Source organism: Paraburkholderia bryophila (genome assembly GCF_003269035.1).
Lineage (GTDB): Bacteria > Pseudomonadota > Gammaproteobacteria > Burkholderiales > Burkholderiaceae > Paraburkholderia > Paraburkholderia bryophila.
The window spans coordinates 137928-154007 of record NZ_QLTK01000017.1 but is presented as its reverse complement, the minus strand read 5'-3'; the positions used below and the strand labels follow the sequence as shown (position 1 = coordinate 154007).

The 16080-nt window shown below is 63.3% G+C and carries 11 protein-coding genes; 5 read left to right on the top strand and 6 right to left on the bottom strand.

What is annotated here, in order from left to right; translation table 11 throughout:
* Nucleotides 1-598 precede the first annotated feature (598 nt).
* Nucleotides 599-1555 carry a LysR family transcriptional regulator gene (locus BX591_RS23040; RefSeq protein WP_111933609.1) on the top strand — a complete coding sequence of 319 codons (957 nt, stop codon included), beginning with the start codon at nt 599-601 and terminating at the stop codon, nt 1553-1555.
* A gap of 86 nt (nt 1556-1641) precedes the next feature.
* Here BX591_RS23040 and BX591_RS23035 read toward each other — a convergent pair whose 3' ends face one another.
* Together BX591_RS23035 and BX591_RS23030 are read right to left on the bottom strand one after the other, a co-directional pair.
* Nucleotides 1642-2778 carry a nucleoside hydrolase gene (locus tag BX591_RS23035; protein WP_111933608.1) on the bottom strand — a complete coding sequence of 379 codons (1137 nt, stop codon included), beginning with the start codon at nt 2776-2778 and terminating at the stop codon, nt 1642-1644.
* Nucleotides 2779-3030: 252 nt separating this feature from the next.
* A complete protein-coding gene (locus tag BX591_RS23030; RefSeq protein WP_111933607.1) occupies nt 3031-3999 on the bottom strand; it encodes a hypothetical protein in 969 nt (322 codons plus the stop codon).
* A 125-nt stretch (nt 4000-4124) separates the two neighbouring features.
* Between BX591_RS23030 and BX591_RS23025 the strand changes: the two genes are divergently transcribed.
* The 4 genes from BX591_RS23025 to BX591_RS23010 all read left to right on the top strand — a co-directional run bounded on the left by BX591_RS23025 (nt 4125) and on the right by BX591_RS23010 (nt 11049).
* On the top strand, nt 4125-4970 hold the full coding sequence (locus BX591_RS23025; protein WP_167444594.1) for a M15 family metallopeptidase: 846 nt from the start codon (nt 4125-4127) through the stop codon (nt 4968-4970).
* 250 nt (nt 4971-5220) lie between these two features.
* Nucleotides 5221-9099 carry a type VI secretion system membrane subunit TssM gene (tssM, locus tag BX591_RS23020; protein ID WP_111933605.1) on the top strand — a complete coding sequence of 1293 codons (3879 nt, stop codon included), beginning with the start codon at nt 5221-5223 and terminating at the stop codon, nt 9097-9099.
* Nucleotides 9096-10088 (top strand): type VI secretion system-associated protein TagF, encoded by a 993-nt coding sequence (gene tagF, locus BX591_RS23015; protein ID WP_111933604.1) that lies wholly within the window; start codon nt 9096-9098, stop codon nt 10086-10088. The genes tssM and tagF overlap by 4 nt, the downstream gene beginning before the upstream one ends.
* 4 nt (nt 10089-10092) lie before the next feature.
* Nucleotides 10093-11049, top strand: coding sequence for an OmpA family protein (locus BX591_RS23010; protein WP_111933603.1), 957 nt, complete (start codon nt 10093-10095; stop codon nt 11047-11049).
* A 22-nt stretch (nt 11050-11071) separates the two neighbouring features.
* On the opposite strand, the gene BX591_RS23005 is transcribed toward BX591_RS23010, so the two are convergent.
* The 4 genes from BX591_RS23005 to tssH all read right to left on the bottom strand — a co-directional run bounded on the left by BX591_RS23005 (nt 11072) and on the right by tssH (nt 16059).
* A complete protein-coding gene (locus BX591_RS23005) occupies nt 11072-11458 on the bottom strand; it encodes a DUF488 domain-containing protein (RefSeq protein WP_111933602.1) in 387 nt (128 codons plus the stop codon).
* Between the two features lie 57 nt (nt 11459-11515).
* Nucleotides 11516-12136 (bottom strand): hypothetical protein, encoded by a 621-nt coding sequence (locus tag BX591_RS23000; protein WP_111933601.1) that lies wholly within the window; start codon nt 12134-12136, stop codon nt 11516-11518.
* A gap of 26 nt (nt 12137-12162) precedes the next feature.
* Nucleotides 12163-13266, bottom strand: a complete 1104-nt coding sequence (tssA, locus tag BX591_RS22995) for a type VI secretion system protein TssA (protein ID WP_111933600.1) — start codon at nt 13264-13266, stop codon at nt 12163-12165.
* Nucleotides 13267-13347: 81 nt separating this feature from the next.
* Complete coding sequence (tssH, locus tag BX591_RS22990) at nt 13348-16059, bottom strand: type VI secretion system ATPase TssH (protein ID WP_111933599.1); 2712 nt, start codon at nt 16057-16059, stop codon at nt 13348-13350.
* Nucleotides 16060-16080: the final 21 nt, after the last annotated feature.

Here is a 16080-nt window from a genome sequence, read left to right as displayed (position 1 = left end):
TGAACCAGTTTGCTATCCTGTTTGGCGAGCGCTTCACGCTCGCACGTGGCTAGAAATCTTTAAACCGCCTCGCACACAAAAATGCGGACAGGTTCGACGCCAGTGACACAGCAGTCATTTTTCCGACGGCGCTGCGCGCGCCGAACGGTAGGTCAAAAAACAGCGGGACCCGCCCCCGCGCATGACGGCATCTCGCCAAGGCGAAGCCGACGGCCCCACTCATTACGGCATCTCGCCGCGGCAAAGCCGACGGCCTCCGCGCGAAAACGGAGCCCCGGTTTCAATGCAGACCGTTCCGCCGAGCGCGCAGCGCGAGGCGGGATGTATGACGGCTTTGTCACGAGTGCGGAGTGTGCGAGAGCACGGATTCCAGATGCACCACTACCGCAACTGCGCGAGGAACCCACTTAAGAATTAGCGGTGTGAGCGGCTTTCTCTTGCTGACTTCTCTTTGCCGCGGCAAAGAGAAGTTAGTGCCGCCCCGCAAAGGGGCAACGCCAATAGACCACTACCAAATCAAGGAAAGGCCAACACCGACACCAACCCAAGCCCCCGGCCAGGCAAAAACCCTCACCGATCCCAACCGGAGCCCCAAACCATGCTCGACAGAATAACCGCAATGCGCACATTCATCCGAATCGTGGACACAAACAGCTTCACCCGCGCAGCCGAGTCCTTAAACATCCCACGAGCCACAGCAACAACAACAGTCCAGAACCTGGAAGCCCTACTAGGCACCGCCTTACTAGCCCGCACAACGCGGCGCCTAAGCGTGACCCCAGAAGGCGCAGCCTACTACGAACGCTGCACCCAAATCCTGGCCGACATCGACGACATGGAAGCCAGCATCCGCCATGCAACAGATAACCTCACAGGCCGCCTGCGCATCGAAATGCCCGGCGCGGTAGCCAACGCCATCGTCCTCCCCGCACTGGAAAATTTCCACGCCCGTTACCCCAATCTCGACCTGGCCATCAGCATCAGCAACCGCACCGTCGACCTGATCTCGGAAGCGATCGACTGCAGCATCCAGCTCGGCGAGTTACCCGACTCGAACCTGGTCGCGCGAAACCTGGGCACCCTCGAACACGTCACCTGCGCGAGCCCCGCCTACCTCGCCCGCTACGGCACCCCCACCGATCTCGACGATCTGCGCGGACACGTCGCGGTCAACTGCATGTCGCCGCATAACGGCCGTGAAGTGGATTTCGATTTCGAAGTGGACGGCGAAGCGCAACAGGTCAAGGTGAAAGGCTTCGTCAAAGTCAGCGACGAACAGGCCTACCTCACCTGCGGACTGCAAGGCCTAGGCCTGATTCAGCCCGCGCGGATCGCGGCGCAACCCTACCTCGACTCGGGCCTGTTGCGCGAAGTCCTGCCGCAGTGGCAACCGGTGCCGATGCCAGTCGCCGTCGCGTATGTGAAAAACCGCCGCGTGTCGCCGCGCGTGCGCGCCTTCGTCGACTGGCTCGCGGAGTTGTTCGAACAGGCCGAACACGTCGACCAGGACCTCACCCGCGTACGGCAACTGCTGCGTGGCCTGCATCCCGCCTAAGGCGGTGTCGATGCGGGTCCGCAGCGATACTGACAACACCCAACAACACCCAACAAAACCCAACAACCTCAACGATCGATCATCGATCAGTTCGGCAACGTCAGCGGCACCGGCCGCGTCAACAGATCCACGTAGAAATTGAAAAAGGCCGGATTGTCAAAGCGCTTGACGACCGTCATCTTCTGCAAACCCGCCGGCGGCGCACTCGTATAACCCGTAGCCTTGCCGTCATTGGCGCCGAAGCTCATATCCACATCCACCCATTCATCCACGGTTTGCGTGGCAAACGAAGGGTTCATCAGATACGCGAGCGTCAGCGTGTCCCAGATGTTCGTGGTGTAGTTCGGATTCGTCTCGAAGCCGTTCTTGCCATCGTAACCATAGCCGTTCAACGTCTTGAACAACTGCGTGATGATGGTCTGCTTCGCCGGATCATGCGCGACGCGATCGTATAGCGCCTTGTCCATCTTCACGGTGTTGGTCACGTCGAGCGGAATGACCACCTGTCTGATCGGCAGATGCAACACGGCCTTGGCCGCTTCCGGATCGAACCACCAGTTGAATTCCGCCGTGGGCGTGGTATTGCCCGGCACATCGATCGCACCGCCCATGTAGATGATCTGCTTGATCAACGGCACGATCTCGGGATGCTGCCGCGTGGCCAACGCGATATTGGTCAGCGGACCGATTGCCAGAATCGTCACTTCACCCGGATTCTGTTTCACCGAATCGACAATGAAATCGACCGCGCTTTTGCTCTGCACTTTGGTGTGCGTCGCGAAGCCGTCCGGCGGCGCGACGAGGTCGCTGTCCGATTTCGGCTCGGGGTTATTCCATGCGCCGAGGTAGCCGTCGCCACCGGGGAATTGCTTCTGCTCGGCCTGAATGGTCGCGAAGTCGTGCGACAGCGCGTAATTGGCGCCGGCATACACGCCGATCTGTTTCTCGACACCCAGACGCTCGACCGATTTCAAGGCGTCGGCAATGCCCTGCTTCAGCCATTGATTGCCGGACACGACCGTAATGCCCAACACGTCGAGCGAACCCTGCGCCTGCAGTTGCGCCGCCATCACGCCGAGCTGGCCGTCGTCGCTCAAGGTGTTGTAGTCGCTGTCGATAATCACTTTCGGCGCAGCGCTGGATGCATTCAGGGTGTTGCCGCCGCACGCGGAGACGGCCAGCACGGCCGTCACGCACGTCATTGCCAGAAGAAGTCTTTTCATTGATGTCTCTTATTTTTAAATCGCAGCATCGCGAGTCTCGAGAACCGGCGGCAACAAGGCCGCCCCGGCGAGGACGAACCGGTTCCCGCACGGTGACGCGCGTAGCTGGATTTTTTGTGGAAGCGCATGCGCGTCGCCTGACGCGCATGGCGGTCGATGCCGCCGCAACGGCACACACTCCGTTGCAGCGGGTAAAACTCGACGACGGGTTAGCGGCGCGTCACGATAAAGGTATGACGCGCGCGCCCCGAATTACGGCTGACGGGCTTGCGGCGCCGCACCCGGACACGCCGGGTCTTTACCCCAATGACCGTCGCACACGCGCCAGCGGCACAACTGGTCTTCAAAGAAGCCCCGCTGCCCGCACTCTTTCACGCGTTCCGCGAGTTTCGCACTGGCGGGCGCGGTGGCACTCACCTTGGTCGTGGCACTCCCGCCCGCGGCCTTGCTGTCGGCAGGCTTGGTGCGCGCAACCAGCGCCGCCAGCAGATCGGCATCCGAATCGTCTTTCGAAGCCGTGCCGCTCGCGCGCGGCTTCTTCGACTGCGCGACGGCGGTCGGCGTGCTCACATGACGGTTGCCCGCACTGGCGGTCGCGCTTTCCTTCTTGCCGTGCGCCGCTTCATGCTTGCTATTGCCGGCGAGCGCGGTTGCGCTCTTGCCGTGTTTGGCCGCGGGCACCGGCACCGCCGAAGCGGATGTCGCGGACGCCGCCGGCGTGGGTGCGCTGCTCGCCTCCGCGCCGTCGGCCAATGCACGCGACAGGCGGTCGGCGCCGCTGGCAGGTGGGGCGGCCGACGCCGCGGCGGCTTTGTTGTCGCTGTCGTCGGCAATAATGGTGGCCGCTTGCGACGAAGCCGGCACCGGCGCCGCCGGCGCTTTCGCGACGACCTGCGCGGCGCCCGGCAACGCTGCAGAGGCCGGCACGGCCGCAGTCGCGGCAGGCTTCTCCGCTTCGCCCGGGGTAGCTGACGTAGCCGATGCCAACGTCTCATCATGCTGACGCTGCTGCATATGCCACGCGCCCCAACCGCCGGCCGCGATCACCAGCAGCGCAACGAGTAAAAGTGGCGCCCTGGACCGGCGCGGTTTTTCGGTAGGCGGCGCAACGCGGCCTTCCAGGTTCGCGAGAATTCGCGAACCATTGGCATCAGCGCCTTTAGCCTTATCGGATAACAGGCTAGGCGGGGCTTTGGAATTCGAACTTTCCGGCGCACTCATTCACTGTCTCATTGAATCCTGGTTTATTTCGCCGTGATAATACCGTTCCGGCTCGTCTCCGAGCAGGCCTGATTCTAAGAGCAAGCATTACAAAATACAATTGTTTCCAATTTCCGGGGTCGCCTTTGATTGCCGTAGTACTTCTCGCCTATTTCGCCATCGCCGTCCTGATCGCCGCAATGCTGCTATTGCCGGCGGTACGCGCCTCTTTATTAGGCATTGCACTCGCCATTCATGTCCGGGTTATGCGCGGGGCATCGCTTAGTGCAACGCGTGCTCGCGGTCAATTAGCGCGCTCGGCAAAAATTTCGCAATCCACCGCAGTTGATATGCAAAAGTTACTGGTAAAGCGGCGCTTGCTGATTTTTACCACGACAGGTATTCTTGCGACGCCGCCATTGGTGGCATTGGCTTTACGCGGCCGGCAATTATTCCAATTCGATGACACTGCGCGGGTACCGGACGAGAAAATTGCTGCGTTATTGAACGGCGAACAGCTCGTGCCCCCGCCGCCGTTGCCGCCGGAGGTATTCGCCACGCAGGAAGTCGAACAGATTCGGCCCGCGCTGAAAGACGCGAGCCGCGACTGGAATTTGCTCGACGCGGACTTCAGAACACGCTTATTGCTGGTGTATAAAATCATGCACGAGCAATACGGGTATGAAATGGCTTTACTGGAAGGTTATCGCAGCCCGGAGCGGCAAAACCGGCTGGCGCAAATGGGGGGCAACGTCACCAATGCCGCAGCGTTTCAGAGCTATCACCAATACGGTCTTGCCGCGGACAACGCTTTTTTGCGCGACGGCAAGCTCGTCATTTCAGAAAAAGATCCCTGGGCCATGCGAGGCTATCAGTTATACGGTCAGACCGCCGAACAGGTCGGCCTGACCTGGGGTGGCCGCTGGAAAATGATGGATCTCGGACACGTCGAATATCACAAACCCGGCTTCGTCCTTGGGCGGGGACATTAAGGCGAAGCGGGTAATAAAGAGGTTGGCAATGGGGCGTTCAATCAATTTTTCCGGCAAAAAGCGGCAATGCCGTATGCATAGCGGTATTGCGCCACGCGCTTTTTTGTGCGCCCATCTGCGTGAATTTAACAATCCGGCCACAATCGCTTTCGCCTGAATATGCTTTCGTTTTATTTCAAACGCCGCACGCGCGCCCGGCTGACCGCCGCACCCCGCGCCACAACACACATCAACAAGACCTGACCGGCTTATGCGACGCATTCTCAACGTGTTGACCCATACACGCACGCTCTCGATCATCGGCCTGCTCGCGCTCGCCGCTGTTTTATTCGTCGGCGCGGAAACCCTGCAGGTCGACCTGATGTGGCCGGCCATCGCGTTCGGCGCGGTGCTCGCGCTGATCGTACTGGTCTGGGCGATCCGGCGCCTGCTCGCGCGGCGCGCCAACCGCAAGCTCGGCGAAATGCTCGAGCAGCAGGCGGAAAAGCAGTCCGAGACCGGTCCGGCGCCCACGCCGGCTCGCCAGGCGGAACTCGACGTGCTGCGCACGCGCCTCGTCGACGCGGTAAAAACCATCAAGACCTCGAAGATCGGCCAGGTCTCGGGCGGCTCGGCGCTGTACGAACTGCCGTGGTACATCGTGATCGGCAACCCGGCGGCCGGCAAGAGCAGCGCGGTGCTGAACTCGGGCTTGCAATTCCCCTTCGCCGACAAGAACAACGCGGTGATTCACGGCATTGGCGGCACGCGTAACTGCGACTGGTTCTTCACGACCGAAGGCATTCTGCTCGACACCGCCGGCCGCTATTCCGTGCACGACGAAGACCGCACCGAATGGCTCGGCTTTCTCGGCCTGCTCAAGCGATTCCGGCCGAAGGCGCCGATCAACGGCATCATCGTCACGGCGAGCATTGCCGAGCTGACCAGCAGCAAGCCCGAATTCGCGATCAACCTCGCGAAGAACCTGCGCCAGCGCGTGCAGGAATTGACCGAGAAGCTCGAAGTGTTCGCGCCGGTGTACGTGATGTTCACCAAGGCCGACCTGATTACCGGCTTCACCGAATTTTTCAGCGGCAGCGAGCGTCACGAATACGACCGCGTGTGGGGCGCCACCCTGCCCTACCAGTCCGATGAGAAGCGCGACGTGGTCGGCCTGTTCGACGAGCACTTCGAAGAACTATATGACGGCCTGAAAGAAATCAGCGTCGCGCAGATGTCGATCAATCGCGGCAACAAGCTGTCGCCGGGCCAGTTGAGCTTCCCGCTCGAATTCTCGACCATCAAGCCCGCGTTGCGCGCCTTCCTCGCCACGCTGTTCGAGACCAACCCGTTCCAGTACAAGCCGATTTTCCGCGGCTTCTACTTCACCAGCGCCTTGCAGGAAGGCGAAACCAACAGCGCCGCGGCCACCCGCATCGCCACCCGTTTCGGCCTGAGCGCCGACAGCCTGCCCAAGCCGCATAGCGCGTTCTCGAAGAACGGCTTCTTCCTGCGCGACCTGTTTTCGAAAGTGATCTTCGCCGACCGCCAGACGGTCCGGCAATTCGCGAGCCCCGCCAAGACGCGCCTGCGCTATGCGACGTTCTTCGGTTTCGTGGCCGTGCTGGCGCTGGCGCTCGGCGGCTGGACGTGGTCCACGGTCAACAACGAGCAGCTCACCGCGAACGTGCAGGCCGACCTCGATAACGTGGTGCGTCTGCAGCAGAACCGTAACGATCTGCAATCGCGCATGCAGGCCATGGACGTGCTCGAAGACCGCATCGACCAGCTCGAACAGTTCCGTCGCGACCGGCCGCTGGCGGTGTCGCTCGGCCTGTATCAGGGCGACCGTCTCGAACAGCGTCTGCTCACCGAGTACTACAACGGCGTGCGGCAGATCCTGCTCGACCCGGTCTCGCAGAATCTCGCGTCGTTTTTGAAGGACGTCAACGCGCATCCCGATCAGCTCGCGCCGCTGAACCGCACGCCGGACGCAGCCGCTATGCCGGTCTCCGCGCATGCGGCGATGGCCGCGAACGGCCAGGGCGGTCTGTATAGCGACGCCTCGCCGACCAATGTGGAAGACGCGTACAACGCGCTCAAGACCTACCTGATGCTGAGCGACAAGCGTCACGTGGAAACGGCTCACCTGACCGATCAGGTGGCCCGCTTCTGGCGCGGCTGGCTCGAAACGAATCGCGGCAACATGCCGCGCGACGAGATGATCCGCAGCGCCGAACGCATGATCACGTTCTACCTGTCGCGCGTGTCCGACGACGACTGGCCGATGATCGACGAGAACCTCGGTCTGGTCGACCAGACCCGTGAAAACCTGCGCCGCGTGGTGCGCGGCATGCCGGCCCGCCAGCGTGTCTACGAGGAAATCAAGGCGCGTGCCTCGACCCGTTTCGCGCCCATGACGATCGCCCGCATTGTCGGCGACAGCAACACGGCGCTGGTCGCGGGCAGCTACGCGATCCCCGGCACCTTCACGCGTGAAGCGTGGTTCCAGTACGTGCAGCCGGCGATTCGCGACGCCGCCACCAAGGAACTGCAGGCGAAGGACTGGGTGCTCAACACCTCCGCGCACGACGATCTGACGCTGGAAGGCAGCCCCGAGCAGATCCAGAAGGCGCTCGTCACGATGTACAAGACCGACTACGCCATGCACTGGCAGAAGTTCATGCAGGGCATCGCCGTGCAGAACTTCGGCAGCTTCGGCCAGGCGGTGGACGCGATGAACCGTCTCGGCGATCCGCAGGACTCGCCGATCCGCAAGGTGCTCGAAACCGCGTACGACCAGACTTCGTGGGATAACCCGTCACTGTTCAACGCGAACCTGAAGCGCGCGCAATCGGGCGCCACCAGCTGGTTCAAGAACCTGTTCTCGCGGGCCCCGACCGGTCAGCTGAACGCCAACATCGACATCAACGGCAATCCGGTCGAAATGCCGATGGGCCCGATCGGCCAGGAGTTCTCGGCGCTGGGCAGGATCGTCCAGACCGGCGACAACGGCTCGATGCTCAAGGGCTATATGGACACGCTGTCGAAGGTTCGCACGCGCTTCAACGTGATCAAGAACCAGGGCGATCCGGGACCGGGCGCGCGTCAGTTGATGCAACAGACGCTCGACGGCAGCGGCTCCGAACTGGCCGATTCGCTGAAGTACGTCGACGAGCAGATGCTCACCGGCCTCACCGACTCGCAACGCAAGGCGCTGCGTCCGCTGCTGGTGCGTCCGCTGATGGCCGCCTACGCGGTGGTGATCCAGCCCGCCAGCGTCGAAGTCAACAAGGTGTGGAACGCGCAGGTCTATCAGACCTTCCAGGGGTCGCTGGCAACCAAGTACCCGTTCGCGGGCGACGCCAAGGTCGAAGCGGGTGCGGGTGAAATCGCCCAGGTGTTCGGGCCGGACGGCGCGATCGCCAAGTTCGTCGGCACGACGCTCGGGCCGCTCGCGGTGCGCCGTGGCGACACGCTGACGGCACGCACGTGGGGCGACATGGGTCTGGCGCTGACGCCAGATTTCACCAGCGGCTTCGCGCGCTGGGTGGCGCCGCTTGCCGGCGGTGCGGCGGGTGGCGGTACGGGTGCGCAAGGTTCGGCCGAACCGCAGACCGTGTTCCAGATCCTGCCGCAGCCTAGCAGCGGCACCACGGAATACACGCTCGCGATCGACGGTCAGCAGATGCGTTACCGCAATACGCCGCCGCAGTGGACCAACTTCGTGTGGCCGAATCCGTCGGGTTCGCCGGGCGCGACACTGAACGCCACCACCTTCGACGGCCGCACGCTGCAACTGGTGAACGAGCCGGGCCGCTACGGTCTGGAGAAGCTGATCAACTCGGCGCAACGCAAGCGTCGTCCGGACGGCACCTTCGACCTGCAGTGGACCCAAGGCAACGTCACCGTGGCGGTCAGCATGCGCATCATCAGCACGTCGCAGGCGTCGAGCGCCAGCAGCGACGCGCCGCAACAACAGAGCCTGCGCGGCCTGCGTCTGCCGTCGTCGGTGGCGGACGTGAGCGCGGCGGCCAATTCGGTCAATGCAACGGCCGCGGGTGGACCGGGCGCCGCGCCCAGCCCCGCGCCCGTCAACGCGCCGGCGACCGCCGCCGCCGCGGTTTCGAATACAGGGAGTGCGCAATGACGCAGACCGTACAGGCGCAAATCGCCTATTTCGGCAAGATTCCGTCGCGCGGCGATTTCGTGAAGAGCGCGCATAACCCGCAGTTGCTGGCCACGCTCGACCGCTGGATCGCCGAAGCCATGGAACTGCTCACCGACGATCCACGCTGGAAGATCGTCTACGAAAACGCCAAGCCGATGCACTTCGCGTTCCTCGGGTCGCGCAGCAAGCTGGCGATCGCCGGCCATATGATGGCGAGCCATGACCAGTCGTCGCGGCGCTTTCCGTTTCTCGCCGCCACGGCGCTCGAAGTCGAAAAGCCGCTGACCTTCCTCGCGCACAGCCCGCTCGCCTTTGCGCGCCTCTGGTCGCGCATCGCCTCGCAAATGAAGCCGCTGCTCGGCCCTAGCGAGCCGGCCGGCGCGCTGCAGGCGCTCGGCGAAACGATGGTGCCGATCGAGATCGGCGGCGGTCCCGGCAATCCGCACGACGGCACCTTCAACGACTTCGTCGAGCATCAGACCCTTGCCGGTCTCGAACAGATGCTGCTCGCGAGCGGCCACCCGGTGCGTCTGCGCGGCGCGATGCTGGCGCTCGGCTCGCTACTGCGCCCGGTGATGCAAAGCGGCTCGTCGCATCTTGAACGCGGGCTCACGCTGCCGCTGCCGAACGACCCGTTCTACCGCAGTCTGGTGGCCGCGTTCTGGCTCGAACTGATCGCGCCGTTCGTCGCCCAGGCGGATTTCGAACTGGCCATTTTCATCGGCACGATTGCCGAGCGCGAGCGGCTCATCATCGGCTTTAACGGCGCTTCGGCCAAAACGCTGCACAGCGTGGTCGACCCGCAGTCGTATGCGGCACATAACATCGACATCGACGATCCCGAGTGGATCGACGAACATGCACAAAACGATCATGGCATCAGCAAGCTCGTCAGCTACCTCGACCAACCGCAACTGTCGCTGCGCGTCAGCATCGACACGTTCCGCGAAGCCTTCACGGGAGCGTGACACCATGCTGAATCCACGCATTCGCATGGCCGCGCTGCTCGCGGGGCTGATGCTCAGCGCCGCCGCCCAGGCCGACAACGACGGCCCGGCGCGCGTCACGCCGGTCGACAACAGCGGCATGGCGATTCACACCACGGTGCTGCCGGGCGCGGCGTCCGCGCAAACGGGCAGCGCCGGTCCCGCGGTGAACACCGCGGGCCTCGCCAGCGGCACGACCGGCGCCGGCACCGGCGCGATCACGGCCGCGCCGCCGCCCGCCAATGCCACGCCGGGCCAGGTGGTGGTCGGCGGCAAGGTGCCCGACGAAGCGACCAAAGCCGCCGTGCTCGCGAAATTGCGCGACACGTATGGCGCGGCCAACGTGGTCGATCAGATCGAAGTCGCCGACGTCGCGACGCCGCCCAACTGGTCAGCCAACGTGCAAAAGCTGATCGGCCCGCAGTTGAAGCAGATCAGCAAAGGCCAGTTGAAGATCGACGGCACGCAGATCGACGTGAAGGGCGAAGTGCATAACGAATCGCAGCGCCAGCAACTCGCGAGCGACATGGCCAATGCGCTGAACCCGACCTACACGATCAAGAACGGCCTGCGCGTGAGCGCGTCCGAACAGGGCCTGCTCGACCAGACGCTGGCCAACCGCACGATCGAATTCGAAACCGGCAGCGCGACGCTCACGCCGCAAGGCCGGCTGATTCTCGATCAGATGGCGGCGGCCATGCAGAAGATGACCACCCGGACCGTGGCGATCATCGGGCACACCGACAACTCCGGCAATCGCACGTCGAATATCGCGCTGAGCCAGGCGCGCGCGGATGCGGTGAAAGGCTATCTGGTCGCCAAGGGCATCTCTCCGCAGCAGATGACCACCACGGGTGTCGGTCCGGATCAGCCGATCGCGTCGAACGATTCGACGGATGGACGCGCACGGAACCGGCGCATCGAATTCCGCGCGGGGTCGTAATAGCGCGGAGTGGTGCGCTGACTCATTTAATCAGCGCGCCGCGCTCGCCCAGCAGTTGACGAAGTATTGTCCGGTGGCACCGGTTTTCGTCCTCGCAGTAACAGCCGACAGAAAAGTCGCTGCCTTTCGACAGGGCGGCCAGCAGGTCCAGCACCTTGCTGGCCTCGCCTTCGTTCATCTCCGCACGAAATTTGCGCTCGAAGTTTCGCCAGTCGGCCGGGCTGGTCGCCGCCTGAGCCTGCGCGACCAGTTCCGCGCTCGGCGACAGATTGGGTAGCCAGACATCGTAGAAATCGCGGCTCGCGAACTCCGCTTTAGGCACACCACGCGGTGGCCGCCTCACGGTACCGATACGCAATCCCTCATCAGCCGCGCGAGGGGAACCGAGCCGGACGATGCGGATGCTCATGGTTTGCTCCTGAGGATCGGCGGACGACGGGCTCGCCGGACCATGAAATCTTAACCGCTAGAACAGAGGTAATCCGTGGCGGCTTATCGAAATCAACACCACAGGGAGCAGAAGCACGCCACCCAGCATCAACACGCCGTCGGCGGCAACCGTGACGGGCGTGGCAAGCATCCGCACACCCTTATCGACCGGGGATAACGTCTCGGTCACTTCAACCGTATAGTTTTTATTGAGCGGTTGAGCTGTCAGTTTCTGCTCGAAGTCGGCGGCACTGTATCGTGTTCCCTGTATCTCACCCGAGAACCCCAGGTCGCCGAACGAACCGGATTCAAAGCCGTCGGCAATCGCCTGCTGCTTGTCCCCCACCGACGCGCTTTTAGGCAGAGTGAGATCGTAGCGCCCCGTTACCGCGGAATCGTTCACATGGAAGCTATAGAACGATGAATTTAGCGTCTTGCGATAGCCTGACTTGAGCACGGGCAACAGTTTGTCGGGCATGTCGAAGATGTAGTGATAGCGTTCTCCCAGCACGACCAGTTTCCTGCCATCCGCGGTAATCATGAAGCTCGATATGTGTTCGGTGTATTCCTTGTCGTTGAAAAGTTTGGGCGTGATGCACGCGCTGAGCGTGACGCAAGCAGCGGTCGCGCCGCAGATCAGGAATAGTCGTCGGTCCATGTCGTTCTTTATGAATCCCGGTGGGATCAGCTTTTCTCGTCCGGCTTCACGCCCAGCAACTCGCGAATATGGGCGAGCGAGCCGTCGTCTTTCACCACCGTCGAGAGCCATTGATGCAACGGCATATCCGCGGCCTCGGCGGCTTTCTCGGCAAAGTAGGCGGCCGGATTATGCGGCTCCGTGCCGCGAAAGAACCGGGCCACCGCGCGCAACTGCGCGACGGCTTGCGCACGGTTTTGAATTCCTGCAATCGGGCTGGTCGGCGTAGTCGTCAACACGGGTTCCTCGCGTTGCGGTGAAGTCTTGAAGGTCGGCTCGGCGCGTTCTTGCTCGCTCGGCGCGGGGGCTTTGGGTTGCGGCGTTTCCGCGCTCACGCCCAGTTCGCGTGCAAACCGTTCGACCAGGCGGAAGACGTTCTCATAGGCGTCTTTCGCCTGACGGAAACTCGGCGCGGCGTCGGCGGCGCGGCGGTCGAGTTCCTGTTCGAGCGCGAGCATGGCGGCCTCGAACGCTTTCAGATCCGCCAGCAGCGTCGTGTAGAACGCCGGCGGCGTGGCGCGCTTCGACGCTTCGATCTGCTCGATGGACGGCTTGCCACGCGCGATGTCGTCCGCGTGATCCGGGTCGCGCTTGACGGCTTGCGCGACGTGCGTGGCCACGTCCCAATCGATCGTGCTGTACGCGTTGCCTTGCGACGAGGTCAGCGGCATGGCGCGCAGCAGTTCGCCAGTGCGGCCCACGAGCCACGCCACATTGCCGAGCCGATACTCGGTGTCGTCGCCTTCCGGCAGCGGATGCACGGTGTCCCAATAGCGTTCGCACAGTCCGGTCAGCAGCGCATAGCCGTGCGTGAGACCGCTCATGCCCTCTTCGAGCGCGAGCGCCTCCGTCAGCCAGACGGCGAGCCGCAGGTCTTTGGTCTGCGTTTGCAGCAACGCGCTCGTGCGTTCCACCACGAACGGCCAGTCGGCCTCCTTGATGTCCGTAACCCACTCGCCCTGATCGAGCGAGGGATCTTCGAAACGGCGCGCGTGCTGGATTGCGTCGAAATCGGCGGAAAACAGCAGATCGTCGCCGCACGGCGAGGTTTCGCCGAGCGGCGCCAGCAGGGTGTCCAGATTAGTCGGCATGACAGAATGCAATAAGTGTCCGGTACGGCAGTTAAACAGAATGGCTAACGTGCGAGCGCGCCGCAGTGTGGCTGCGGCTCGTTACACGACGGTGTAGTCGAACTCGCCGGCTTCGCTCGCACGCACCGAAATGCGCTCGATTGCGGCGCCGTTCGCGATGCGCTCCAGCACCTGCTGCGCGACCTCGGGCAACAGCGTGCCGTTCAGAATATGGTCGACGTTGCGGGCGCCCGAATCCACCTCGGTGCAACGCGCGAGCACGGCGTCGACCAGCGACTCGTCCCACTCGAATACGGCCTTGTGATTCGCTTCGATGCGGCGGCGAATCCGCTCCAGTTTCAGCTCGATGATTTCGGCGAGCACGTCGTCGGAAATCGGGTAGTACGGCACCACTTTCATGCGGCCGAGAAAGGCCGGTTTGAACGTCTTGTACAGTTGCGGGCGCAACGTCTCGGCCAGTTCGTCGGCATCCGGCAGTTCCTCGGCGCTCTTGTTCAGGCAAGCCTGCATGACCGCCTGCGAGCCGACGTTCGAGGTCAGAATGATCAGCGTGTTGCGGAAGTCGATCTCGCGGCCTTCGGCGTCGTCCATCGTGCCTTTGTCGAACACCTGAAAGAACATTTCGAGCACGTCGGGGTGGGCCTTTTCGACTTCGTCGAGCAGCACCACCGAATACGGATTGCGCCGCACCGCTTCGGTCAGCACGCCGCCCTCGCCATAACCCACGTAGCCCGGCGGAGAGCCTTTCAGACCGGAGACGCTGTGCGCCTCCTGATACTCGCTCATGTTGATCGTGACCATCTTGCGCTCGCCGCCGTACAGCACGTCGGCCAGCGCCAGCGCGGTCTCGGTCTTGCCGACGCCCGAGGGGCCCACGAACATGAACACGCCGCGCGGCTTGTTCGGGTCTTCGAGACTGGCGCTGGCGGTACGCACACGCTGCGCGATCGCGTCGAGCGCGTGGTCCTGGCCGATCACGCGTGCGGCCAGCAGCGGCTGCAGGTTCAGCACGGTCTGGATTTCGTCCTTGATCATGCGGCCGAGCGGAATGCCGGTCCATGACGCGACGATTTCGGCGACCACGTGGCCGTCCACCTGCAGCGGCACCATCGGCTGGTTGCCTTGCAGCGCGCGCAGTTCGGCGACGCGCGCGGCGAGGGTTTCGCGTGCGGCTTGTGCCTTGCCGGCGTTATTCGTGTGTTCGGCATGTTCAGCAAGTTCGCCGTTCGCGCTGCTCGCGCGCGCCGCGTCGAGCTCGGCGCGCAAGCCGACGATCTCCGCGACCAGCGCGCGTTCCTTGTCGTAGCGGGCTTCGTCTTCCGCAAGCGCCTTGACATCTGCCTCGCGCAGTTCACGCAACTCCGCCAGCCGCTCGTCATGCACTGCGCCACTCACCACTTCGCGTTCCAGCGCGGCGATTTCGGCGTCGATCCGTTCGAGACTTTTCTTCGTGTCGTCGATCGCGGCCGGGGTCGAGCTATGCGCCAACGCCACCTTCGCGCAGGCCGTGTCGAGCACGCTGATCGCCTTGTCCGGCAGTTGCCGGCCGCTAATGTAGCGATGCGACAGGCGCACTGCCTCGGTAATCGCGTCGTCGAGCACGCGTACGTTGAAGTGCTTTTCCATCAGCGCCGCCATGCCGCGCAGCATCGCCGCGGCGAGCGTCTCGTTCGGTTCCTCGATCTTCACGACCTGGAAGCGCCGCGCGAGCGCCGCGTCTTTCTCGAAGTACTTCTTGTACTCGCTCCACGTGGTCGCCGCGATGGTACGCAATTCACCGCGCGCCAAGGCCGGCTTCAGCAGATTGGCCGCGTCGTTCTGACCGGCCTGGCCGCCGGCGCCAATAATCGTATGCGCCTCGTCGATAAACAGAATGATCGGATGCGGGCTCTTCTTGACCTCGTCGATCACGTTCTTCAGGCGGTTTTCGAACTCGCCCTTCACGCTCGCGCCGGCCTGCAGCAGACCCATGTCGAGCACGTGCAGCGCGACGCCCTTGAGCGGCGCGGGCACGTCGTCGGCGGCGATACGCAACGCGAGACCTTCCACCACGGCCGTTTTGCCGACGCCTGCCTCCCCCGTCATGATCGGGTTGTTCTGACGGCGGCGCATCAGGATGTCGATGGTCTGGCGAATTTCGGCTTCGCGGCCGATCACCGGATCGATCTTGCCGTCACGCGCGCGCTGCGTGAGGTTGCTGGTGTACGTGTCGAGCGCAGGCGTTTTCGACGGCGCGCCGGGCACGGCTTCGTTCGGCGCGGTATCGTTCGCGTCGCCACCGGCGTCACCAGCATTGCCGGCGGCGCTGCTGCGTTCCGCTTCGCGCGAGCCCGCGGTGAGTTCGTCGAACTTGTGCTTCAGGTCGGTCACGCGCACGTCGCGCAGCAACGGCGACATGCGCTCGGCAAACTGCGCGAGATCGGGCGCGCTCAACAGCGCCAGCAACAAATGCCCGGAGCGGATGCGGCCAATCTGCGAATCGAGCGACGCGATCAGCCATGCCTGCTCGAGCAGATCGATCAACTGCTTTGAAAACACCGGCGTGCGCGTATTGCCGGTTTTGAGCCGCTGCAATTCGCGTTCGAGATCCGCGCGCAACGCGTGCGGGTCGATCCGGCTCGCCCGCAGCACCAGCGCGACATCGCTCGCCGGTTCGTCCAGCAGCGCCAGCAGCAGATGCTCGAGGTCGACCTCGTAGTGACCGCGCGCGAGACAATTGTTCGCCGCCAGCAGGGCCGCCTGCCGGCAGGTCGGATTCAGTTTGGCGATCAGGGTGTTGAGGGACGTGCTCATGTCGTGCGATCCGGGTCCAGG